Raw genomic sequence first — 20,935 nt, forward strand, 5'->3', positions numbered from 1 at the left:
ACGGCCTGTTGAGGGGCGGTGTGGTTGTCCGCACAAGCCCCCTCGGTTACAGTTATTACAGATAGGCTTCTGTCCGGGTCGGTGATTGGAGGGTGGCCATGGCTCGTACGAGCGTCCTTGCCCGCGCCGAGAAGGTCGAACCGAATCCCTCGCATCAGGACGCACTCGCCGCGGCTGCCCGAATGGTGCCGGAGCAGGTTCAGGTTTTGGTGCGCACCTCTGATGGCGGTGAGCTGACGCTGCCGCGGGAACTGGTCCGCATCCTCCTCGCCTCCGCCGGCGAACTGTCCCGGGGGCATGCGGTCACCGTCCTGGCCTCCGAGGTTCAACTGTCGCCTGCTGAGACCGCTGAGCTTCTGGGCCTGTCCCGACCGTTTGTCACCCGCTTGCTTGACGCCGGCGACATCCCGTCGACGAACCTGCCCGGAAGCAGTCACCGTGTGGTGCGTCTTGCCGATGTGCTGGCGTTCCAGCAGCGGCGTGAGCGCCGCAGGGAGGGGCGGCGGCAGATCGCCGACGTGCTGGACGACACCGAATCGGCCGGTTGATTCCGGCTTCACCGCCGACGGCGAAGCAGAGGGGGAAGCGTGGCACCGCGGGTCTTCGTGGACACCAACGTCCTGTTTCCGTTCTCGGTGATGGACGTGATGCTGGCCCTCACGGAGGACTCCGTCCACGAGATCGTGTGGTCCGAACGACTCCTCGCGGAGTGGGAGCGGGTCATCGTCCGGGAGGGCAGACGCTCAGCGGAGTCGGCTGCCGCGGTCGGCCGTGCGGTGCGACGCTTCTTCGCCGACGGTGAGATCACGGCGGCGTCCTACGAGCATCTTGTGGACGAGATGCCGGGCAATGACCCCGACGACCGGCACCACGCGGCGGCAGCGGTGGCTTCCGGCGCCTCCGCGCTGGTCACCTGGAACCTTGCCGACTTCCCTGCGGGTGACCTGGCTGAGCGCGGAGTGCGAGTGATCGACCCGGACTCATACGTGTGCGGGCTGTACGGCGACCTGCCGGACGAGGTGGCGGACACGGTGATCAGACTTGCCGCGGAGAAGCGCAACCCACCCGTCACGACCGCTGATGCCATCGCCCGACTCGCGAAGGCCGGCCTGCCCGGCTTCGCCGACCTCCTGACGCGGCATCTGCATCTCGGGCGCTGAACCCAGATGCCGCGATGGCGGTTCACGAGCGGATGACGGGAATCGAACGCTCACACAAACGACCTCCGGCGAGGAGTCCGAGGCCACACCCGCTTTAGGAGAGCGGTGCTCCATCCTCATGGCTCGTCCGATGCGTCCGATCTCCGACCGCTCGCTGGGAGCAGCGGTCACCGGCTGCGTCACCGAGCGCCGGACTCCACGAGGAGCGCCGCCGTCAGCCCACCGTCAGACGAATTCCGCCGTCCGCCGACGCGGCGACCTTCACCCCCGTGAGATCAGGCACCGCCACATCCGGCCCATACTGCCCAGCCCGCTCGCCGATGCCCACCACCCGCATCCCAGCGGAGCGCCCCGCCGCGATCCCCGCGCCCGAGTCCTCGAAGACGATGCAGTCGGACGGGTCGATGCCCAGGGCGGCGGCGGCCTTGAGGAAGCCCTCGGGGTCCGGCTTGCTGGCGCCGACGGATTCCGCGGTGATGCGGAGGTCGGGGAGGGGGAGGTCGGCGGCGGCCATGCGGGCCGTCGAGAGGGGGACGTCGGCGGAGGTGACCAGGGCGTGCGGGAGGTCGCGCAGGGCGGCGAGGAACGCGGCGGCGCCGGGGACCTCGATGACGCCGTTCATGTCGGCGGTCTCCTCGGCGAGCATGCGGGCGTTGTCCGCGAGGTTCTCCTCGTGGGGGCGGTCGGGCAGGAGGAGTGCCATGGAGGCGTGGCCCTGACGGCCGTGGACGACCTTCATCGTCGCGTCGCCGTCCAGCCCGTGCTCCGCGGCCCAGCGGCGCCAGATGCGCTCGACGACGGCGTCGGAGTTGACGAGGGTGCCGTCCATGTCGAGCAGGAGGGCGCGGGCGTTGAGGACGACGGGCGTGGCGGTGACCGGCATCGGCAGCTCCAGAAGACGCGAGACCCCCGGTCGCAAGGGGGTCTGAGAGGGACAAGGCGGCCCCGCCCACCGGTCAGGGGAAGCGGGCGGGAGCCACTTTGTTTCTCCACGGTACAAAACGGCACCCGCATCCCGCCAGCGCCCCACGGAAGCGTTCACCGCGCGTTCGCCCAGGAGAGCCGGATACGGCGGCAACCCCGCCGCCCTTGACCGCGCGGCACCCCCGTGGAGCCTCCCCCAGCCCCGGAGGGCACGGTCACCCGGCAATCGCCTCGTACAGGCTCCAAACCCCCAGCCCCACCATCAACAGCGCGGCGATCTGCGTGATCAACCGCAGCGGCACCCGCTTCATCAGCGCCTTGCCGCCGACGATGCCGAGCCCCGCAACCGCCCACAGCCCCAGCACCGCACCGAGCCCCACCGAGAACGGATCGTCGTACCGCGCGGCGAGGTTCGCCGTCATGATCTGCGTGAGGTCGCCGAACTCGGCGACGAGGATGAGCGTGAAGCCGGTACCCGCGACCTTCCAGAAGGACTGGTCCGCGGGCTTCTTGATCTCTTCCTCGCCCTCGTCCTTCTTGAGCAGCAGTACGGCCGCTCCGCCGAGGAAGAGGACGCCGGTGAGGGCGTGGACGATCTGCTGCGGGAGCAGGGTCAGTACGCTGCCCGCCGCGACGGCCAGGACGACGTGCAGGGTGAAAGCGGCGGCGACGCCGACGAAGACGTACGAGGCGCGGTAGCGGGCACCGAGGACGAGACCGGCGAGCGCGGTCTTGTCGGGCAGTTCGGCGAGGAAGATGACGCCGAAGACGAGCGCCGTCACGGTGATGCTGATCAAGGTTCCTCAATCGGTCGGGGCTGCCCCGCCGAGATGGCTGCACCTCACAAGGGAGACCTCGGCACGGCAGCGCACTGAGACACCCGTGCCACTGGGCACAGGCGTGCACTGCTTGCCGAAGGTCTCGCTGGGCGGTCCCACAGGGACCCGCCTCCGGGCGCCGGCTCAGGCTGGCTGAGCAGTATGTCGACGGTCCGGCGAAGAGCTACTCCCCTTCTGCGCTCCCCATCGTACGTGACGTCACCCGATCGGTCGTGAGCGGCTGGCACCGGTGCGTTCGAACGCCCCCGCCGAGGCACGGGTCGCGCTCACCTCGGAGAGCCCACCCACTCCCCGGAACACGTGAAAGTTCCGCACGCAATCTTGTCCTGTCATGCACGCGTCACTAGCTTCTAACCGAGCGCTCACCCCACAGCAACACCGCACCGCGAGCATTCCCTCGCGCACGTCCGCCACACCCCTGTCCGGACCCCCAAAACCCTCACCCCACAAGGGAGTTCAGATGTTCCGTATGCCCCGTATGCCTCGGTTCTACGCGCGTCGACGGCTGGCCACGCTCGCGGCTGCCACCGGTCTCATCGCCTCCGCGGCGCTGTTCAACTCCCCCACCGCCTCCGCCGCCCTGCCGACGCCGGTCAGCGGCGCCACCGCCCGCAGCTACCTCTCCCAGCTCACCGTGGCCACCGAGAACCGCACCGGCTACAAGCGGGACCTGTTCCCGACCTGGATCACCATCAGCGGCACCTGCAACACCCGCGAGTACATCCTCAAGCGGGACGGTACGAACGTGACCACCGACTCCGCCTGCGTCGCCACCAGCGGTAGCTGGTACTCGCCGTACGACGGCGCGACCTGGAGCGCCGCCTCGGACGTGGACATCGACCACCTGGTGCCGCTCGCCGAGGCGTGGGACTCGGGCGCGAGCCAGTGGACGACCGCGCAGCGCCAGGCGTTCGCCAACGACGTGACCCGTCCACAGCTCCTCGCGGTCACCGACAACGTCAACCAGTCCAAGGGCGACCAGGACCCGGCGACCTGGATGCCGTCCCTGACGTCGTACCGCTGCACGTACGTCCGCGCCTGGGTGCAGGTGAAGTACTACTACAACCTCTCGGTCGACTCCGCCGAGAAGAGCGCGCTGACGAGCTACCTCTCGGGCTGCTGACCCGAGCGAGCAACCGGACGGACCCCCGGACGGACTCCCGGACGGACCGCCGAGCGAACAACGGAATCAGGACACACCGACGGCCTGCCCGCGAGGGCGGGCCGTCGCCATTCCCGCCCAGAAGCACCCACACCCACCCCGCGCCCACCCCCTCTTGTGTCAGGCACATGACGAAACGCGACCATGGCCGGATGTTGAACTTGCAAGCATAAATTAGGTTCACCTAACCTTTCCCCTCGTTCGGTACCCGCCGCCCCCACGTCACCGGCCCGGCGGCCCCCGTCCGGCAGCGTCGCCGGGCGCGCGGGCGCGCCGTAACCGAAGAGGAGAACCCCCCATGTCCGCTCGGCTCAACGCCGCCCAGCCCTACGCCCTCGGGCTCTTCCGCGTCGTCGTCGGCCTGCTGTTCGCCGTGCACGGTGCGGCGTCGCTGTTCGGCGTCCTCGGCGGCGCCGTCGGCACCCACGGCGGAACGGTCCCGGCCGGCACCTGGCCCGGCTGGTACGCCGCTGTCATCCAGCTCGTCGCGGGCGCGCTCGTCCTGCTCGGGCTCGGCACCCGGGGCGCCGCGCTGATCGCCTCCGGGTCGATGGCGTTCGCCTACTTCGACGTCCACCAGCAGAACGCCCTCTGGCCCATCCAGAACGGCGGCGAACTCTCCGTCCTGTTCTGCTGGTCCTTCCTCCTCCTGGTCTTCACCGGCTCGGGCGCCTTCGCCGCCGAGGACCTGCTGCCCAGCCGTACGGCGACGACGGCCACGGCGGCGGAACCGGCGGCGGAGGAGACGCCGGTCGCGGCGTGACGACGCGCCTGTGAACGCACGTGCCCCGGCGGGGACTTGATCCCGCCGGGGCGCGCGTACGCGCAGTGCCGGGCACTCCCACCGCGCAGTAGCGACCGCCGCCGTCACGACATCCCGGTGACCCAGCCGAACGGCACGGTGAAGCAGGCGACGCGCCGGGCGCCCACCGTGCCGGGGCGGTCCTGGATCACGACGGAGGCGGCCTCGTCGCGCCGGAAGCCCCAGGTGTGCCGGACGCTCGCCGCGCCCGCGCCCCGGGAGTCGGTGTTGAAGCCGAGCCAGACCTCGTTGGCGGCGGTGGACCCCGCCTCGGCGTCGTCGCGGTACCGGTCGCCCGCGTCAGCGCCGGTGGAACCGCAGGCGCGCCGGTGGACGTACGCCCCGTAGGTGTGGCCGGGTCGCAGTCCGCCGACCTTCAGCTCCACGGTCGTGGCCGCGCCGGGTCCGGTGAGCTGGCGTACCCGGATCGTGCCGGCCGCCGGGACGAGCGTCTGGTCGTACGTCACCGCCGCCGACGGCACGAAGGCGGTCGGCGGCGCGAACCGGCCCGCCGCGTCGACGGTGTACCCGTCGGCGGCGGCAGGCGTCGCCGCCAGCACCACCACGGCCACGGCTCCCGCCCACAGCCCAGCACCCACCATCACGCCCACCTCGCCTTTTCCCGGCCCTGCCACCACGGCACCTCCACCGCGCGGGCCTCTCCCCGTTGGTACGACACGACGGCGGGAGCGGCGCGCTGGACGCGCCGGGCGGGTGACGGGGTGGTCATCGGCGGGCTCCGGAAAATCAGGAGCCGAACCCGGAGCCCCTGCGGGAAGCTGCACGCATGATCGAACGGGACGCCGCGATCCGGGTCGTGGAAGAGCAGTTGGAGCGCGAGGACCGGCATGCAGGGGCCCTCGGCATCGACTCGACACGCACGGTCGTGACCCGGGTCGAGGAACACGAGCTGGTGTGGATCGTCTTCTGGCAGTCCGAGGAGTTCGTCCGCACCCGGAACCCGGAACACATGCTGGTCGGGACAGGACCGTATCTGGTCGACCGCCTGGACGGAGGGCTGCACCGGATCGGTGTCGTCTCCGCCAGGACGGGAGAGTGGGAGGCCGACTACCGCGCCCGGATACGCGAGTTGCCAATGCGCACCGCGGTGGACGACCTGCACGACGAGATCCGGGCATCCGCCGCCTCGCACGGACGTCTGCATGCCGTACGGGCCCTGCGGCAGCGTCTGCCGGTGCTGGCGCCCGGGGACGCTCGCGTACGTGAGGGGTCTGCTGGACGGCGATGCCCCGGCGCGTCTCGTGGCCGTGGCCGTCCGGCGCCTTGTGGAGCCCGTCGTGCTCGGTGTGGAAAACCATTCGACCGGGCCCCCTCACCGAGTGACCCCCGCCTCCGTGACCCCGTCGTGAACATGCCGTGTCTGTCACTTGATCCTCTTGTGAACCATCCGTCACCCCGTCAGGCGTACGCTGTATGGCTGTCGTCGGGGGAGCGAGGAGTCGTGGTGCTGGAGAGTGTGGGGTCCCTGGCGGCCGGTCCCTGGATCTACGCCATGGTGGCCGTGTCGGTTCTGCTCGACGTGTTCGTCCCCGTGCTGCCCAGCGGAGTGCTCGTCATCACGGCGGCCACGGCGGCGGCCGCCGGTACGGGCGCGGCGGCGGGCAGCGTGCCGCATGACGTGCCCGACACCGTCGTACTGATCATCTGCGCCGCCGTCGCCTCGGTCGCGGGCGACCTGGTCGCGTACCGCCTGGCCTGGCGCGGCGGCGCGCGCCTGGACCGCGCCATCGCCCGCTCCCGGCGCCTGACCAGCGCGCAGGAACGTCTCGGTGAGGCGCTCGCGCGGGGCGGCGGCGCGCTGGTGGTGCTGGCGCGGTTCGCCCCGGCGGGCCGCTCGGTCGTCTCCTTCTGCGCGGGCGCCGCCCATCGCCGCGCCCGCGACTTCCTCCCCTGGTCCGCCCTCGCGGGACTGTCCTGGGCGGGCTACAGCGTCGCCCTCGGCTACTACGGCGCCCGCTGGCTCGGCGCGACCTGGCTGGCGACGGGGGTGTCGGTGGCGGCGCTGTGCGCGGCGGGGTCGGGGGCGGCGTATCTGATGCGGCGGCGACCGGTGGAGCCGGTGGAGGGGTAGGACCGGGAGCACACGGTTCCGGGCCGCTCCTCGCCCTCAGCCCGGCGCCGCCGTCTTCTTCTGCCCCCGTACCTCCAGGCTGTCCAGCAGTTCGGCGGTGGCCTCGGCGACCGCCGCGACCGCCCGGTCGAACGCCTCGCGGTTGTGCGCGGCGGGGGCGCGGAAGCCCGAGATCTTGCGTACGTACTGCAGCGCGGCGGCATGGATGTCGTCCTCGGTGGCGTCACCGGGGAGTACGGGCGGGCGCAGCGTCTTGATACTCCGGCACATGGGTCAAGTGTGGCGCGGGGAGCCGGGGTTCGCCGTACGAACGGGCACTCCCCCTCTCCCCCGACCGCATGTCATGATCCTGCGCGGCGGCCACCGATTCCCGGGGCCGACCCATGACAGGAGTCACCTCATGACGATCAAGCCCACCATCGCCGTACTCGGTCCCGGCGGAGTCGGCGGACTGCTCGCCGCGCTGCTCTCCCGTTCCGGACACCGGGTGATCTGCCTGGCGCGCGAGAACACGGCGGAGTCGCTGCGCAAGGACGGAATCCAGGTGCGCAGCCACCAGTTCGGGGAGTTCACGGCGCCGGTGGAGGCGGACACCGAGCTGCGCGAGCCGGTGGCGGCGTGTCTGGTCGCCGTCAAGCGGACGGCCCTGGACGCGGCACTGTCCCGGGTCCCGGCGGAGACGCTGGACAACGCCCTGCTCGTACCGTTCCTGAACGGCGTCGAGCACCCGGCGACCTTGCGCGCCCGCTACGACTCCGCCCAGGTGGCTCCGGCCGCGATCCGGGTGGAATCGACGCGGGTCTCGGCGGACCCGGTGGTGATCGAGCAGGGCAGCCCGTTCGTGGAGGTGGACCTCGCGAGCGCGACGGCACCCCGGGACCGCCTCGACGCGCTCGCCGCCGCGCTCACCGCCTCGGGCGTGACGACCCGGGTGACCGGGGACGAGACGGCGACGCTCTGGACCAAGCTTGCCTTCCTCGCCCCGTTCGCCCTGCTCACCACGCGGTACGCCGCCCCGCTGGACGTGGTGCTCGAACGGCACCGTACGGAACTGGAGGCGCTGGTGGCGGAGACGGCTGCCGTCGGTCGGGCGTGCGGCGCCCCGACGGACGCGGAGCGGCTGCTCGCCCGCTACGACGCCTTCCTGCCCGGCACGAAGTCCTCGATGCAGCGGGACGCGGAGGAGGGACGACCGCTGGAGCTGGACGCGATCGGCGGGGCGCTGCTGCGGGCGGCGGAGGCGCGGGGAGTGGCGGTGCCGGTGGCGACGCGGGTGGTGGAGGAGTTGCGGGCGGCGGGGTACTGAGGGCGGGGCGCGGGGTTTTCGAGACTCGGGGCGTCAACTCGGCCACCTCCGGAACACTCGTTCGACTGAACTGGCCGTGCGAACGCGCGGTACGGATTCGAACAGGCGTACCATTGCCGCGTGGCTACGACCCCCGAATTCCCCAGTGACCTCCTCGCCGGGCAGGCGGAGCTGCACCAGGTCCGGGCCGAGCTGTCGGCCCTGCTCAAGCGGCTCCCCTGGTCGGTGGAGCCGTTGGACGGCTTCAGCGACGACCTCGGCTGGCGCAAGATCGAACGCCCCGCCTCCCCCGGCTGGACCCCCGACGAACAGGCGGAAGTGGAAAAGCTCCGCCGCCGCGAGCACGAACTCGCGGTGTTCGTCAGCGGCCACCGCTTCTGGTCCGAGATAACCGCGGCGGACCGGGTGGACGCCCGCTCGAAGCTGAAGCACGCGGAGGAGCAGCCGCCTGCCTGACGGGCGGGCGGACGGTTCGCGGGGTGCGGGGTGCGGGGTGCGGGGTGCGGGCCCACGCTGCCCCACCCCGCGAACCCGCTCCACCGGACGACGACCGCTGGATACGCTGCCCCCATGATTCGCGCTGTGATCTTCGACGTGGGCGAGTGCCTGGTGGACGAGACCACCGAGTACGGCACCTGGGCCGACTGGCTAGGCGTTCCCCGCCACACCTTTGCCGCGATGTTCGGTGCTGTCATCGCCCAAGGCCGGGACTACCGCGAGGTGTTCCAGGAGTTCCGACCTGGCTTCGACCTCTACGAGGAGCGCGAGCGCCGCGCGGCTGCAGGCAAGCCGGAGCACTTCGACGAGGATGACCTCTACCCGGACGTCCGCGACGCGCTTGCTGCCCTCCGCGCTGACGGCCTGTGGCTCGGCATCGCCGGGAACCAGACGACTCGGGCCGGGAAGATCCTGCGCGAGCTGTTCACGCCGAACGTCGACCTGATCGGCACGAGCGACGACTGGGGCGCCTCGAAGCCCGACCGCGCCTTCTTCGACCGCGTCGCCGAGGTCGTCCCCGCCGAGCCCGACGAGATGCTCTACGTCGGCGACCGCGTCGACAACGACATCGCGCCCGCCCGCGCGGCCAGGATACACACCGCGCTCGTACGGCGCGGCCCGTGGGCGACGATCCAGTGGGACACCGAGGACGCGAAGGGGCTGCCGACCTTCCGGGTGGAGAGCCTCCTCGAACTGTCGCCGTTGATCAGGGATTTCAACGAGCGAGAGCACTCACCGTCGTAGCCCAGCCGTACAGCCGGTCGTCCAGTTCGCGGACGCACCGCTCGTGCTGGTGCGGGGCGAGCGCCCGCCGCACGTCCCGCACCCGCTCCATGCCCGTCGCGTACCAGGTCCGCTCCAGCACCTCGAGTGCGCGGACCGCGTACCCGCACGCGGCCTCGGGCTCCCCGGCCGCAGCCTCAACGGCGGCCAGGTCGCCGAGGATGACCGTGGTCTGCTTCTCCTCGCTCGGGTCAAGCTCCTCGAGGACCTGGAGGAGCGTGGTCCGGGCCTGCGGCAGGTGTCCGGCCTTGAGCTGGACGTTGCCCTTGAACGCGGCGAGGCGGATTGGGTTGAACCAGTCGAGCCACTCCGGGGGCTCGTACTCACCGCCGCGCGCGAAGACGTCCTCCGCGTGCCCGATCAGGTGCAGCGCCGTCCGGGTGTGCCCGCAACGGGTCTCACACTCGGCCTCGACGGCGTCCAGCCACGCCAACAGCTCGGGCGAGGCCGGACCCCGGCGGGCATAAGTCCGGGCCGCCGTCATCCGCTCGACGGCCGCGTCTCGTTCGCCCGTCCAGGCCGGGATGAACGCGGTGTGCGCCAGGATCGCGCTGCCCAACAGGGCGTCGTCGGCTTCGCCGGCGGCCTGGAGTGCGCGGAGCAAGGTGTGCGCGGCGCGGTCAGGCTCGCGCATGTCGAAGAACTCGATCCTCCCGGCCAACAGGAGCGTCTCCGCGAGCGCGGCCGCGACCCGCGCCCGCGTCTGCCCGTGCGTCTCCGGTAGCAGTGCGCAGCCCAGCGTGGCGTGCGCGACGGCGGCCGGGTGCAGGGCGGCGGGGGCGACCGACCAGTACAGCCGCCGGTGGGAGCGGGTGACGGCCTCGTAGTCGGCGGCGGCCGTCGCGGGCTGTACGGCTACCGCCTGCGAGGGCACGGCGGCCAGACCCGCCGCCGTGGCTGTGGCGGCCAGCACCGTGCGGCGGGCCGGGACCGCGCCCGACGGCGTGAATCCGAGCGCTTCGAGATCCTGACCCAGGAGACGAACGAGCGCCTGCCCCTGTTCTGCCTGAGGCCATGGCGGGGTGGCGGACTCCCACCGGCGTACCTGCCGGACTCCGACACCGAGCGCGTCGGCGAGGTTTTGCTGCGCGGGATATCCGGCGGCGATCCGCGCTGCCTTCAGTCGTGGGTTGCCTGGGGGCGTGGACACTCGGATGACCTCCCTGGAGCTGAGCACTGCGGTAAGTGTCCCGCCGGGTCCTCTTGATGGCTAGTCACTACCTGTTCGGGGGACCGAAAGTCCGCTTCAAGGCGCATAAAAGACCTCTGTAAGCCCTCGGTTCGGCGTTGGGTAAGGGCCACGCTTGTACGCACCGAAGCCCGTGACTCCAGGAGCCGCGATGCCCAGTACAACGCGCTTACCGTCCGCCTCTGGAACGCAGCTCCTCGAGGCCGGCCACGATTGGGACGCGATCCGAGTGCCCCGCGATGTCGGGCTAGCGGCCCTGGCCATCCTGGGCAGCCGCTGCGGCGCCGTCCTCGAAGACCCCCTGTCTACCGCAGGCGTCCTGTACTTCTTCATGCCCGTCGGGTCCGCCGAGACCTGGAACGTGGAGAACACCCGCGCGCTCAGCACCAACTCCTCCGTGGCCATTCCCCCCATACGCCGAACAGCGGGACCTGGTCCACGCTGGCGGATCTGTCCGGACGAGGACAACTGGCTCACCGACCCCGCCGCCTTGGAGGCCGCGATCGGCGACGCATTCGAGAACCTCTTCAGTGAGGAGCGGGCCGGATGACCTCGGGAGCAGCAAACCGCAGCACCGCCAGCCCCTCGCCCAGCGCTCACTACGTCGGGCTGGGACTTCGTCACACGGATGCGCTCCTGGCCTTCGCCCTCGCCGCCTGGCGCCGAGGCGATCTCGCCGAGATTCCCGTCGGCAGCGCGTGGGACGTCGTACGCCTGCCGCGCGCGCTCGGCTGGAAGGCCGTGGGCATCCTCCAGCAGCAGGGCATCACCGTCGGCCCCGCGCAGCACACCCCCGACGGCGTCGAGGTCCTCGTACCCCTCGGCTCGGCCGCCGCCTGGGAGTTGCCCGACGCCGAGGTCCTCGCCCCCGGGTCAACGGTGTGCGTGCCGCACCCGTCCACCGTGGCCCCCCACACGCAGCGCGCGCACTCCTGGATCGTCCCGCCGCACGGCGACGTCCTCACCGACGCCGACATGCTGCACGAGGCGTACGCCGCGGCGCTCGCTGCTTCGCACATGGACGCCGTCCGGTGACGGCCGCACCCGCTGCCACCACGCAGCCCGACCCGGTCGCGGCGGCCCTCAAGGAGTCCTACGGCAGCGTCCGGTTCCTGAGCCGCGAATGCATTGCCGAACACGACGCTGTACTGCGGGCCGAGATAAGGCGGCTGTCACCGATCGCCCGGAGCATGGCCGAGGACAAGCCCCACCGGTCGCGAGACTGGTACGCCCTCGTCAACGCGGCTGATCTGGCCGACGATGCCCTGCAGTTCGGCGTCTGCGAGTCACACCTCGCGGTACTGGCCGACGCCGTCCTCGAGCTGCGAGAGGTGATCGCGGCATGAACTGCGTTATCTGCGAATGGCCGATCAAGGACGGCGAGCCCCGAAAGATGGCCAGCCGCCGCGCCCTGAACGGCAACCCGCTGGAGTCGGCCTACTCGCACAAGCGGTGTCGGCGCGGCCCCGACAAGGTCCCCTACATCACGGCCTGGTCCAGCGAACCCCTCGAAGACACCCTCATCACCGCCGGGGGGATCACCGGGGTCAGCTTCGTCGACGAGACCGCCTCGGACCGGGACGAGCGCGGCGTGCTCTGGGCGCGCAGTCCCGACACGCCCGGCGTCGGCCGGCCGCTGTACAAGAAGATCCACCCCGGCCGACAGCGGCAGTGCATGACCGATCTGCGGTGCCAGGTGTGCGGCGGCCCCGCCGACGAGGACGAGCGCGGCGTGCTCTGGCTGATCGAGGACGGCCGCGAGGACTGGCCGGGCTGGCCCCGCGACCCCATGACCACGCACCCGCCGATCTGCCTGACGTGCGTACGGGTGGCCCGCGAGCAGTGCCCGCACCTGTGGATCGGCACGGTGCTGGTGCGCGTCGCGCAGTCCGAGCTGTGCGCTGTGCAGGGGAAGCGGTACACCCTCACCCTGAACGGCCCGATCGCCGTTCACAGCAGCGTGTTCACTTTCGAGTCCGGACATCTGCGGTGGGTGGTCGCGGCGCAGCTCGTGCGGGTGCTGTACGGGTGCACGCTCGTGCAGCTCGACGACGAGATCGCGGCGCGCGACAAGCGGGTGCTAGTCCGGGGCAGGGAGGCGCACTAGTTCCTCGAGCTCGACGCCTATCGCGTCGGCGATGCGGATCAAGCGTTCGTTCGGCAGCGACCGGGTACCTGACCTGCACATTCATTCAATATCGCACGTAAGTTCGAATATAATGTGGCGTGCACACGTATCCGCTCGACGGCGAGGGCTGCGACATGCAGGCGTACCGGATGGTGCACCCCAAGACGGGCGCGGTAGGCACTCCACGCGCGAGACCCGTTCCATCCAAAGCACGGAATCGCGCCCTGCTCGCCCTGCCCGGTTCGCCGGGCGGGCCTGGTGGCGCGCGGCATATCAGTGTCCGCCGCCTTCAACGCGCCACCTCTGCATCGGCTTCGGGCGATGTGCGCCGCCCCACCCCCGGCCCGGGGTGGGGCGGTCTACGTTGTTACGTACGACCCCCGCCGGCGCGTTCGGCGGGGGTCGCCGCCCGCGGGCCAAGTCTCCCCACTCGGACACCGCAGGTGACGACGAGCCAGTGTCAGGCGCGCGAGGGGAGTCGCGCCGTCCTCGTCCCACCTCGCACTCTAAACGGCAGAAACGGCCCCCCGAATGATCTTCGGGGGGCCGTTCTCTAGCCTCTGACCTGTACTTCCAGGTCAGTGGGCGCGGACGGTTTCGAACCGCCGACATTCTGCTTGTAAGGCAGACGCTCTACCCCTGAGCTACGCACCCGTGAGGACCGGCACGTGGCCGGGTCGAGCGACAGCTTACCTTGACCGCGCCGCGTGACGGCAAACCCGTTCTGCGAGGCAGGAGCCGCGTGCAGGCAACTGACCGGGCCGTGTGTTCGTCTACGTCGGGTGGGAGAATGGCTCCACCCAGGGCGCCGCAGGACAGCACGGGAGAGGGATTGTGACGGGGACACCGGGCACGCCGTCAGGTTCGCAGCCGTACCCGCCGTCGACCGCAGGGGTCCGACACCGGCCCGGCGCCCCGCGCGACCACATCGTCCGGCGAGACACCGCCGACAGCACCCCGCGTGCCACCACCCCGCGCGCCAAGACACCCTCTCCCCTCCGCGACACCGCCCTCCTCCTCGCCCTTCCCCTCCTCGTGCTGCCCCTCGCCTTCGCCGGGGGTGGGACCCGGCGCTGGTTCGGGGGCAGGGCCGAGAGTCAGCGGGTGGAGGCGCAGGCGGCGAAGGACGCGGCGGCCGAGGCGTTCTACGAGCTGGACACCGCGCAGCGGGATCTGCTGATCGCCATCGAGACGATCGGGGCGGTCGACGACTCCGCCGAGGCACGGCGCGCCGTGGACGGGTTCGCCGCGCTCGGGCGACGGATCGACGAGGCGAGTCACCGGTACATCGAGGCGGTCGACGCGCAGGATCTGGACCGGGACGACCTGGAGGCGTCCGTCGCCGTGCGGGCGCGGACCGAGCTGACCGCCGCCAAGGACGAGCTGGTGCGGGTCAAGCAGGAGCTGGACCGGTTCGGGAGTTCGCTCGGACCGCTGCTCGGGAAGGCGGAGACGCAGCTCGCGCGGCTCGCCCCGGCGGTGGAGCGGGCGCGGCAGGAGCTGCTGGGGGCGAGCAACGCGCTGGACGCCGTACGGGAGAAGCGGCTGCGGGCCGACGACCTCGCGGCGCGGCTCGCCACGCTCTCCCCCGAGCTGACCAAGCTCAACCAGGGCGCCGGACAGCACGGCGTGGCCGCCACCCTGGAGCGCGCCGAGCGGGTACGGCGGGAGGCGGCGGCGATCCGGGCCGAGGCCGAGCGGCTGCCGGAGAAGGCCACCGAGATCGACCGGCGGCTGGTCAGCCTCGGCACCCGCGCGCAGGCGCTCACCACCCGCGCCGGACAGGTCGAGCCGATCCTGAGCGAGCTGCGCCGGCGCTTCACCGCCGCCTGCTGGCAGGACCTCCAGCACGTGCCCGAGCAGGCCGGGGAGAACGTACGGCAGGCCGAGCGCAAGCTCGCCGAGGCGCGCTCCGCGCGGGAGGCGCAGCGGTGGGCGGACGCCACCTCGCTGCTCTCCACCGTCCGCGCCCTGCTCAGCACCACCGACGAAGCCGTCTCCGCCGCCGGTGACCGGCTGAACCGGCTCAACGCCGTCCAGAAGGACCCCCGCGCCGAGATCGAACGGGCCAGGTTCGCGCTCCGCGACGCCCAGCGGCTCGCCATGACCGGCCGTACGGCGCCCGAGCCCCGGCACGCCCGGCCGCTGGACGACGCGGTGGCCCGCCTCGACCGGGCGATCGCGACGCTGGACAGCGGACGCCACCCCGACTACTGGCACTTCCTGACCGAGACGGAGGCCGTACGGGAGACGGCGTCCCGGGTGGTCTCGCAGATCCGCGAGGAGCGCGGCTCCGCACACTGAGTGCCTGTCGCCTCGTGTTGCCCTGTGTTGCCGCCACCGCCCCACCGGGCGGATATTGGGATGAACCGTATGGCCTGCCCCAATGCCCTGAGGGAGGCGGACATGGCCACACACGCAGAGCGCACCCGACACCGGCGCAGCCGCATCCCGTTCGACGAGCACCTGCCCGTGGACCACAAGCTGAACAAGGTCTACCGGATCGGCGCCGGACTGATCGGTCTCTTCCTGCTGATCTTCGGCATCCTCGGCGTGATCGACCACATCGGGCCCTTCAACACCGGCGGCGACATGGTGGCGGGGCTCAACACCAACGGCGCGCTGAGCGTGCTCTCGATCGTCGTCGGGCTGATCCTGCTCGCGGGGATGGTGATCGGCGGCAACTTCGCCTCGACGCTGAACATGGTCTTCGGCGTGCTGTTCATCCTGAACGGCTTCATCAACCTGGGTCTGCTGGGCACGGACAGCAACATCCTGGCGTTCAAGATCCAGAACGTGTACTTCACCTTCGTGGTCGGCCTGTTGCTGATGACCTTCGGGATGTACGGGCGGGTCGGCTCGGTCCTTCCGCACGACAACCCGTACTGGCGCGCCCGGCACCCCGACCACCCGGACGCGCAGCCCGCGCTGACCGGCGCGGACCGGCCCGCCCTCACGGGTCAGGAGGCGCCCGCGAAGGGGACGGACGCGAAGGGGAGCGCGCGCCCGGACACGACCTCCGAGTGACTCGCCCCGCCGCGCGGTCCGGCGGCTAACCTGTCCCCATGCCTCGCTACGAGTACCGCTGCCGGACCTGCGGCGACACCTTCGAACTGAGCCGCCCCATGGCCGAGTCCGCCGCCCCCGCCGCCTGCCCCGCGGGCCACGACGACACGGTGAAGCTGCTCTCCGCGGTCGCGGTCGGCGGCACCTCCGCCGCCCCCGCGCCGAGCCCCTCGGGCGGAGGCGGCGGCTGCTGCGGCGGAGGCTGCTGCGGCTGATCCGAGCCGCACACCGCCGCCGCTGCCGCTGCCGCTGCCGCTGCCCGACACCTGTCGGCAACACACACCGCACGCCGCCACCCGACGCACCCCACCGGCCCCTACGGACGCACCTCAGCCGAAGCAGGGGCCGACGCGCGTGCGGTAGCCGGAGCCGGAACCGCCGCCCCACTCCCCGGCGCCCCACTCCCCGGCGCCCCACTTCCCGCCGCGCCCAGGAACTCCCGGAGGATCCGCTCCCCCGCCAGCACCCCCCGCTCCGCCAGCGCCTGGACCGCCGGTGCCGTCCAGCCCGCCTCGGCCAGCTCCCCGTGCCCCGGGCGCCACGCGCGGTCGGCGGCGAGCAGCAGGTCGGCGTCGAGGAGCGAGTCCCCGGCCGCCAGCGTCAGATCCGCGCCCGTACGCCGGGCGACCTCGTGCACCGCCGCGCTCTTGGTGAGGGGTCCGGGGACGGCGTAGAGCTTGCGCCCCTGGAGCGAGACGGTCCAGCCGCGCTCCGCCGCCCAGCCGGTCAGCTCCGCCACCCAGCTCTCGGGCGTCAGCTCGCGCTCGACGACCAGGTAGGCGAACAGGTCCTCGGCGACGCGCTGCTTGCGCACCCACAGCGGATCGCCGATCGCGGCGAGGTGGTCCTGGATCTCCGCCAGCGGCGCGCACGCGGCGGCGAGCCGTCGCTGCACGTCGGCGTGCCAGTCGCGGTCGGTGACCCCGTCGACCAGCAGATGTCCGCCGTTGGCGCAGATCGCGTACGCCGGTGCCGGACCGGGCAGGTTGATCCGCTGGTACTGCTTGCGGCTGCGGGTCGTCGTCGGTACGAACACCGTCGCGTCCCCGAGCGCGGTCAGCAGTCCGGCCGCCGTCTCGGTCATGAAGGACAGCGGTCTGCTCTCGTGGACCTCCACGCACAGCAGCCGGGGTGCCCGGGCGTCGGGCATGGTCAGCCCGAGGGCCGCCGCGGAGTAGATCAGCGTGCGGTCGAGGTCGCTCGCCACCATGACCGTCATCAGACGCTCACCGCCCGGCCGTCGGCGCCCGTCGCACCGCGCGTGTAGCGCGGGTGGATCAGACCGACGCAGGTGTACGGCAGCTCGTCGACCTCCTCGACCGGAACCCCGCGCTGCTCGGCGAGCAGCCGGACGTGGTCGAGATCGGCGCCCGCGCCCGCCTTGGCGAGGATCTTCCAGGGCACCCGGCGCAGCAGCACCCGGGTGGTCTCGCCGACACCCGGCTTGACCAGGTTCACGTCGTGGATGCCGTACTCCTCGCTGATCCGCTCCACGGCACGCCAGCCCTCCCAGGTCGGGGCGCGATCCCCCGCCTGCAGCTCCTTGACCGCCACGTCGACGCTCTCCTCGACCTCGGGGAAGCGGGCGGCGACGGCGTCCAGGAACGCCACCGAGACGTCGGCGCCCGCGAGTTCGCGGTAGAACTTCGCGCCGTGGAAGTCGTGCGGACCGACCAGGTCGGCGCGCAGCACGGTGCGCGAAATGAGGCCGGAAACCGTCGAGTTGAGGCACGCGGAAGGTATGAGGAAGTCCTCGCGGGTGCCGTAGGTGCGCACGCAGGAGCCCGGGTCGGCCAGGACGGCGATCTCCGGATCGAAGCCGGTGATGCCCTCCTCGCGCTCGAACTCCTCGATGGCGGCGGCGAGTTCGCGAGTGATGGCGCCCTTGCCTGTCCAGCCGTCGACGAAGACGACGTCGCGCGGGTCGTGGTGGGCGGCCAGCCAGCGCAGCGCGTTGGCGTCGATGCCCCGGCCGCGCACGATCGAGACGGCGTAGTGCGGGAGCTGGAGTCCGTGGCGGTGCTGTGCCCAGCGGCGCATCAGCACGCCGACCGGGGTGCCCGCGCGGGCGAGGGAGACCAGCACCGGGCGGGGGGTCTCACCCGAGGCGCCGGGGCGCGGGCGGGCGGCGACCTCGGTGAGGACCGTCTCGGTGACCACGCCGACCGCCTGGGCGATCCGGGCGGCCGAGGCGTCCAGGGCGGCGTGGAACAGCTCCTGGTAGCGCTCGCTGGGCTGGTACTCCACCGGCAGCGACTCCGCGTAGTGCGCGCCGCCGCTCTGCACGGCCTCCTCGCGCTCCTCCGTCGGCGCCTCCAGGGTGATGTCCGAGAGGTCCTGGAGCAGCCAGCCGACCTCGTCGGGGGCGTACGAGGAGAAGGCGGGGCCGCGGAGGGGCTCGGGCAGCATGGGCGGCCTTTCGGGAGAGGCGAGGGGCTCGGGGACGTAGGACGGCACGACGGCGAGCAGGACGTTCGGGACGTGGGCGGCGAGGCGGTCCAGGAGACCGCCGGGGGCGTGCAGCCGGTGGGTGTCGGCGGCGGAGTCCACGACGGCGAGGACGGTGTCGAAGCCGCCGCCCGCGACGTTGTACGCGTACCGCTCGCCGGGACCGTCGGCCGGGTCGTCGTGGTCGGGGAAGACCAGGCTGCTGCGTATCGCGTAGCCCGGGTCGTCCACGGCGAGCACGGGCGAGCGGGTGGTGGTCGAGAAGCGGACCTCGGCGGGGACGAGCTGCTCCAGCTCGCGGGCTATGCGCAGCGGGGCGTACATCAGCTCCTCGAAGCCGAGCACCAGCACCCGCCGGGCGCCCTCGGGCAGCGCCTCGGCGGCGCGGGCGGCCATCGCGGGCAGCGCGGCCTCCAGCCGGGCGCGGTGGGCGGGCGTGAACCCGTGCCGCCCGCCGTCGGGCAGCCCGCGCGGCCAGTGCAGGTCGACGCGCGGGGTGCGGCCGTACGCCGTCCCGTCCGCGCCGTCCGCCGTCCCGTCCGCCCGTACGGCAGCGCCGGGTGCGGCGCTCGCGTGGCGGGCGACCAGCTCCTGTCCCTTCTCCAGCACGCCGTCGGGCAGCCGTACGGTCCCCGACGCGCCCGCCACCAGGTCCACGCGGGCGCCGATCCCGGCGGCGAACCGCTCCAGGCGTCCGGCGTCCTCGGGCGAGCGCATGTCGACCAGGGCGACCACCACGTACCGCTGCCGGGGGTGTCGTTCGTGCAGGTCGCGGATGGTGTTGAGGATCGTGTTGCCGGTGGAGAACTCGTCGTCCACCAGCACCAGCGGACCCGCGCCCGCGAGCAGCGCCGGGTCGGCGGGGAGCAGCAGGTGGGAGGTGGCGTGCGAGTGGGACTCCTCGAAGCCGCCCGCGCGGTCCACCCCGGCCACCGGGCGGCGGGTGGAGTGCAGATACGGGGCGAGACCGAGACCGTCCGCGACGGCGTGACCGAGTCCGGTGGCGGTCTCCGCGTACCCGAGGACGACGGCCTCGGCGGACTCGGTGTCGCCGAGCAGCGCGCGCACCCGGCGGCCGAGCCGGAAGCCGTGGCCGTAGACGACGGTGGGCGACTGGGGCACGTGCTTGCCGAGGACGTGCGAGACCAGCAGATGCGCCCGCTTGGGGTTGCGGCGCAGCGCGAGCCCGAGGAGGGCGGGCAGTTCGTCGTCGCCCTCCAGCTCGACACCGAGCCGCTCCGCGACCCATCTGCCGGACCAGATGCCGTCGTTCACTGCGTTGTTCATGCGTTCCTTGGAGGTGGGGGGAGGTCGGCCGGGTCGCCCCGGCGGCGGGAGGGTCAGCCGGTGATGCCGGCGGCGAGCAGTTCCACGAAGCCGACGTCCTCGCCGGCCACGCCGAAGACCTCGGCACGCAGCAGGGTGCGCTCGGCCCAGGCGCGGTGGGGCTTCACTTCGTTCATCTTGTTCGTGTAGGCGGACCGCAGCACACCCCCACCGCCGCGTTCCGGCCGCAGGATGTCCTGGGCGTCGCTGAACTCTTCGTGACTGACCACGGACAGCGCGTGGACGGGCATGACATGGGAGGGGTGGATGCAGGTCTTGCCGAGCAGACCGTTGGCCTGGTCGAGGGAGATCTCCCGCAGGAGGCCGTCCATGGCGTGTTCGATCAGCTTCTCGCGCAGCTCGACCGCCCGCACCTCAAGGAAGGGGCTCTGCCTGAGCTGGGGCTTGAAGACCCGCTCGGGGACGCGGAAGTACTCCCAGACCGGTCCGGTCACGGTGAACCCGGTGCCGTCGGCGCGGCCCAGCACGTTGACCACGTCGGCGATGACGGAGGCGACGATCTGGACGTCGTAGGCGGTCATGTCGGGGGCGCGGCGCAGTCCGTAGGAGGAGCAGAAGTCGGTGACGCCGAGGCGCAGGGCGAGGACCCGCTCGCGGTACTTGCCGACCGCGCGCATGATGCCGTCCAGCGTCTCCCCGCGGGACTCGCGGTAGATCAGCTCGGTCGACTCCAGGACGGGCATCGCGAAGAGCCGCCGTCCGCTCTCCTTCTCGGCCTCGGTCAGCGCCTCCAGGAAGGGCATCCCGCGCTCCCCGGTGAACTTGGGCAGCACGAAGCCGGAGAGCAGCCGGGCGGTGGGACCCAGGCGCCGGACCAGGTCGGGGATCTGGTCGGGGGTGCGCACGCGGATGAAGAGCAGCGGCGGCTCCTCCCCGGCGCGCGCGTCCAGCTCGGCGAACTGCCGGACGAGGTTGTCCTCACCGGCCGGTACGTCCGCGTCGTCGATGGAGTCCTCCAGGCACAGCACCATGGAGACCACGCCGACGCGCCCCTGTTTGAGGACGTCGTCGGCGAGGCGGGGGCGGGTGGCCGGACTGTAGAGCGTGGCGCCGAGGGCGGCCGAAAGCAGCCGGGCCGGGGAGTCGGCGGTGAACTCGCACGGCTCCTGGTGGAACAGACGCTCCCGCACCTCGGGGGCGATGTGCCCGAAATGACGCATAGGACTCCCTCAAGGCATACGCGGGCCGGTG

General features: G+C 71.9%; 23 protein-coding genes, 1 tRNA gene and 1 pseudogene. 16 read left to right on the forward strand and 9 right to left on the reverse strand.

Annotation, left to right across the window (positions count from 1 at the left end; genetic code table 11):
* Positions 1 to 98: 98 nt before the first annotated feature.
* Together IF655_RS09215 and IF655_RS09220 are read left to right on the forward strand one after the other, a co-directional pair.
* The gene (locus IF655_RS09215) at positions 99 to 548 is read left to right on the forward strand and encodes a helix-turn-helix domain-containing protein (RefSeq protein WP_199583618.1); all 450 of its coding nucleotides are present in this window, start codon (positions 99 to 101) and stop codon (positions 546 to 548) included.
* Positions 549 to 587: 39 nt separating this feature from the next.
* Positions 588 to 1,160: a PIN domain-containing protein gene (locus IF655_RS09220; RefSeq protein WP_199583619.1), complete on the forward strand. Its 573-nt coding sequence runs from the start codon at positions 588 to 590 to the stop codon at positions 1,158 to 1,160.
* A 214-nt stretch (positions 1,161 to 1,374) separates the two neighbouring features.
* Here IF655_RS09220 and IF655_RS09225 read toward each other — a convergent pair whose 3' ends face one another.
* Positions 1,375 to 2,043, reverse strand: coding sequence for an HAD-IA family hydrolase (locus IF655_RS09225; RefSeq protein ID WP_199583620.1), 669 nt, complete (start codon positions 2,041 to 2,043; stop codon positions 1,375 to 1,377).
* Positions 2,044 to 2,299: 256 nt separating this feature from the next.
* Entirely contained in the window at positions 2,300 to 2,881 is a 582-nt protein-coding gene (locus tag IF655_RS09230; RefSeq protein WP_199583621.1) for a TMEM165/GDT1 family protein, read from the reverse strand.
* Positions 2,882 to 3,401: 520 nt separating this feature from the next.
* On the opposite strand from IF655_RS09230, the gene IF655_RS09235 reads away from it, so the two are divergent.
* Both IF655_RS09235 and IF655_RS09240 read left to right on the forward strand, forming a co-directional pair.
* Positions 3,402 to 4,046, forward strand: coding sequence for an HNH endonuclease family protein (locus IF655_RS09235; RefSeq protein WP_199583793.1), 645 nt, complete (start codon positions 3,402 to 3,404; stop codon positions 4,044 to 4,046).
* A 337-nt stretch (positions 4,047 to 4,383) separates the two neighbouring features.
* Positions 4,384 to 4,848, forward strand: a complete 465-nt coding sequence (locus tag IF655_RS09240) for a DoxX family protein (protein ID WP_199583622.1) — start codon at positions 4,384 to 4,386, stop codon at positions 4,846 to 4,848.
* A 104-nt stretch (positions 4,849 to 4,952) separates the two neighbouring features.
* On the opposite strand, the gene IF655_RS09245 is transcribed toward IF655_RS09240, so the two are convergent.
* Positions 4,953 to 5,489, reverse strand: coding sequence for a superoxide dismutase family protein (locus tag IF655_RS09245; protein WP_206775608.1), 537 nt, complete (start codon positions 5,487 to 5,489; stop codon positions 4,953 to 4,955).
* Between the two features lie 185 nt (positions 5,490 to 5,674).
* On the opposite strand from IF655_RS09245, the pseudogene IF655_RS31075 reads away from it, so the two are divergent.
* Together IF655_RS31075 and IF655_RS09255 are read left to right on the forward strand one after the other, a co-directional pair.
* Positions 5,675 to 5,896: pseudogene (locus tag IF655_RS31075) on the forward strand (YrhB domain-containing protein); the annotation flags it as partial.
* A gap of 456 nt (positions 5,897 to 6,352) precedes the next feature.
* Entirely contained in the window at positions 6,353 to 6,979 is a 627-nt protein-coding gene (locus IF655_RS09255; RefSeq protein ID WP_199583623.1) for a DedA family protein, read from the forward strand.
* Between the two features lie 36 nt (positions 6,980 to 7,015).
* Here IF655_RS09255 and IF655_RS09260 read toward each other — a convergent pair whose 3' ends face one another.
* Positions 7,016 to 7,249 carry a DUF2277 domain-containing protein gene (locus IF655_RS09260; protein WP_199583624.1) on the reverse strand — a complete coding sequence of 78 codons (234 nt, stop codon included), beginning with the start codon at positions 7,247 to 7,249 and terminating at the stop codon, positions 7,016 to 7,018.
* A gap of 130 nt (positions 7,250 to 7,379) precedes the next feature.
* On the opposite strand from IF655_RS09260, the gene IF655_RS09265 reads away from it, so the two are divergent.
* The 3 genes from IF655_RS09265 to IF655_RS09275 all read left to right on the forward strand — a co-directional run bounded on the left by IF655_RS09265 (position 7,380) and on the right by IF655_RS09275 (position 9,527).
* Positions 7,380 to 8,285: a ketopantoate reductase family protein gene (locus IF655_RS09265; protein WP_199583625.1), complete on the forward strand. Its 906-nt coding sequence runs from the start codon at positions 7,380 to 7,382 to the stop codon at positions 8,283 to 8,285.
* 120 nt (positions 8,286 to 8,405) lie between these two features.
* Entirely contained in the window at positions 8,406 to 8,741 is a 336-nt protein-coding gene (locus IF655_RS09270; RefSeq protein ID WP_199583626.1) for a hypothetical protein, read from the forward strand.
* A 114-nt stretch (positions 8,742 to 8,855) separates the two neighbouring features.
* Positions 8,856 to 9,527 carry an HAD family hydrolase gene (locus IF655_RS09275; protein WP_199583627.1) on the forward strand — a complete coding sequence of 224 codons (672 nt, stop codon included), beginning with the start codon at positions 8,856 to 8,858 and terminating at the stop codon, positions 9,525 to 9,527.
* Here the strand turns inward: IF655_RS09275 and IF655_RS09280 are convergent.
* The gene (locus IF655_RS09280; RefSeq protein WP_199583628.1) at positions 9,499 to 10,716 is read right to left on the reverse strand and encodes a helix-turn-helix transcriptional regulator; all 1,218 of its coding nucleotides are present in this window, start codon (positions 10,714 to 10,716) and stop codon (positions 9,499 to 9,501) included. The two genes, IF655_RS09275 and IF655_RS09280, sit on opposite strands and share 29 nt — an antisense overlap.
* 370 nt (positions 10,717 to 11,086) lie before the next feature.
* Here IF655_RS09280 and IF655_RS31080 point away from each other — a divergent pair, with 370 nt between their 5' ends.
* The 4 genes from IF655_RS31080 to IF655_RS09300 are packed head-to-tail and all read left to right on the forward strand — an operon-like array spanning position 11,087 to position 12,862.
* Positions 11,087 to 11,305 (forward strand): hypothetical protein, encoded by a 219-nt coding sequence (locus IF655_RS31080; protein WP_242488630.1) that lies wholly within the window; start codon positions 11,087 to 11,089, stop codon positions 11,303 to 11,305.
* A complete protein-coding gene (locus IF655_RS09290) occupies positions 11,302 to 11,790 on the forward strand; it encodes a hypothetical protein (protein WP_242488631.1) in 489 nt (162 codons plus the stop codon). The genes IF655_RS31080 and IF655_RS09290 overlap by 4 nt, the downstream gene beginning before the upstream one ends.
* Entirely contained in the window at positions 11,787 to 12,101 is a 315-nt protein-coding gene (locus tag IF655_RS09295) for a hypothetical protein (protein ID WP_199583630.1), read from the forward strand. Before IF655_RS09290 ends, IF655_RS09295 begins: the two co-directional genes overlap by 4 nt.
* Positions 12,098 to 12,862, forward strand: coding sequence for a hypothetical protein (locus tag IF655_RS09300; RefSeq protein WP_199583631.1), 765 nt, complete (start codon positions 12,098 to 12,100; stop codon positions 12,860 to 12,862). Before IF655_RS09295 ends, IF655_RS09300 begins: the two co-directional genes overlap by 4 nt.
* A 603-nt stretch (positions 12,863 to 13,465) precedes the next feature.
* Here IF655_RS09300 and IF655_RS09305 read toward each other — a convergent pair.
* Positions 13,466 to 13,537, reverse strand: a tRNA-Val gene (locus tag IF655_RS09305).
* Positions 13,538 to 13,717: 180 nt separating this feature from the next.
* Between IF655_RS09305 and IF655_RS09310 the strand changes: the two genes are divergently transcribed.
* The 3 genes from IF655_RS09310 (at position 13,718) to IF655_RS09320 (ending at position 16,164) form a co-directional block, all read left to right on the forward strand.
* Entirely contained in the window at positions 13,718 to 15,187 is a 1,470-nt protein-coding gene (locus IF655_RS09310) for a hypothetical protein (RefSeq protein ID WP_199583632.1), read from the forward strand.
* 102 nt (positions 15,188 to 15,289) lie between these two features.
* On the forward strand, positions 15,290 to 15,910 hold the full coding sequence (locus tag IF655_RS09315) for a DUF4383 domain-containing protein (RefSeq protein WP_199583633.1): 621 nt from the start codon (positions 15,290 to 15,292) through the stop codon (positions 15,908 to 15,910).
* Between the two features lie 38 nt (positions 15,911 to 15,948).
* Positions 15,949 to 16,164, forward strand: coding sequence for a zinc ribbon domain-containing protein (locus IF655_RS09320; RefSeq protein ID WP_199583634.1), 216 nt, complete (start codon positions 15,949 to 15,951; stop codon positions 16,162 to 16,164).
* A gap of 101 nt (positions 16,165 to 16,265) precedes the next feature.
* Here IF655_RS09320 and IF655_RS09325 read toward each other — a convergent pair whose 3' ends face one another.
* From IF655_RS09325 to IF655_RS09335, 3 genes are read right to left on the reverse strand one after another with little or no spacing between them, the layout of a single operon-like run.
* Positions 16,266 to 17,168, reverse strand: a complete 903-nt coding sequence (locus tag IF655_RS09325; protein ID WP_199583635.1) for an HAD family hydrolase — start codon at positions 17,166 to 17,168, stop codon at positions 16,266 to 16,268.
* Positions 17,168 to 19,684, reverse strand: a complete 2,517-nt coding sequence (locus tag IF655_RS09330) for a phosphoribosyltransferase (protein WP_199583636.1) — start codon at positions 19,682 to 19,684, stop codon at positions 17,168 to 17,170. Before IF655_RS09330 ends, IF655_RS09325 begins: the two co-directional genes overlap by 1 nt.
* A gap of 53 nt (positions 19,685 to 19,737) precedes the next feature.
* Positions 19,738 to 20,904: an HpcH/HpaI aldolase/citrate lyase family protein gene (locus IF655_RS09335; RefSeq protein ID WP_199583637.1), complete on the reverse strand. Its 1,167-nt coding sequence runs from the start codon at positions 20,902 to 20,904 to the stop codon at positions 19,738 to 19,740.
* Positions 20,905 to 20,935: the final 31 nt, after the last annotated feature.

The sequence above is a fragment of the Streptomyces sp. DSM 110735 genome (genome assembly GCF_016482685.1).
GTDB lineage: Bacteria > Actinomycetota > Actinomycetes > Streptomycetales > Streptomycetaceae > Streptomyces.

Excerpts from the sequence above, each read along its gene's own strand:
- IF655_RS09215 (WP_199583618.1), top strand. The coding sequence starts at position 99 with ATGGCTCGTACGAGCGTCCTTGCCCGCGCCGAGAAGGTCGAACCGAAT.
- IF655_RS09225 (WP_199583620.1), bottom strand. The coding sequence starts at position 2,043 with ATGCCGGTCACCGCCACGCCCGTCGTCCTCAACGCCCGCGCCCTCCTG.
- IF655_RS09235 (WP_199583793.1), top strand. The coding sequence starts at position 3,402 with ATGCCTCGGTTCTACGCGCGTCGACGGCTGGCCACGCTCGCGGCTGCC.
- IF655_RS09240 (WP_199583622.1), top strand. The coding sequence starts at position 4,384 with ATGTCCGCTCGGCTCAACGCCGCCCAGCCCTACGCCCTCGGGCTCTTC.
- IF655_RS09245 (WP_206775608.1), bottom strand. The coding sequence starts at position 5,489 with ATGGTGGGTGCTGGGCTGTGGGCGGGAGCCGTGGCCGTGGTGGTGCTG.
- IF655_RS09260 (WP_199583624.1), bottom strand. The coding sequence starts at position 7,249 with ATGTGCCGGAGTATCAAGACGCTGCGCCCGCCCGTACTCCCCGGTGAC.
- IF655_RS09265 (WP_199583625.1), top strand. The coding sequence starts at position 7,380 with ATGACGATCAAGCCCACCATCGCCGTACTCGGTCCCGGCGGAGTCGGC.
- IF655_RS09275 (WP_199583627.1), top strand. The coding sequence starts at position 8,856 with ATGATTCGCGCTGTGATCTTCGACGTGGGCGAGTGCCTGGTGGACGAG.
- IF655_RS31080 (WP_242488630.1), top strand. The coding sequence starts at position 11,087 with ATGCCCGTCGGGTCCGCCGAGACCTGGAACGTGGAGAACACCCGCGCG.
- IF655_RS09290 (WP_242488631.1), top strand. The coding sequence starts at position 11,302 with ATGACCTCGGGAGCAGCAAACCGCAGCACCGCCAGCCCCTCGCCCAGC.
- IF655_RS09300 (WP_199583631.1), top strand. The coding sequence starts at position 12,098 with ATGAACTGCGTTATCTGCGAATGGCCGATCAAGGACGGCGAGCCCCGA.
- IF655_RS09315 (WP_199583633.1), top strand. The coding sequence starts at position 15,290 with ATGGCCACACACGCAGAGCGCACCCGACACCGGCGCAGCCGCATCCCG.
- IF655_RS09320 (WP_199583634.1), top strand. The coding sequence starts at position 15,949 with ATGCCTCGCTACGAGTACCGCTGCCGGACCTGCGGCGACACCTTCGAA.
- IF655_RS09325 (WP_199583635.1), bottom strand. The coding sequence starts at position 17,168 with ATGACGGTCATGGTGGCGAGCGACCTCGACCGCACGCTGATCTACTCC.
- IF655_RS09330 (WP_199583636.1), bottom strand. The coding sequence starts at position 19,684 with ATGAACAACGCAGTGAACGACGGCATCTGGTCCGGCAGATGGGTCGCG.
- IF655_RS09335 (WP_199583637.1), bottom strand. The coding sequence starts at position 20,904 with ATGCGTCATTTCGGGCACATCGCCCCCGAGGTGCGGGAGCGTCTGTTC.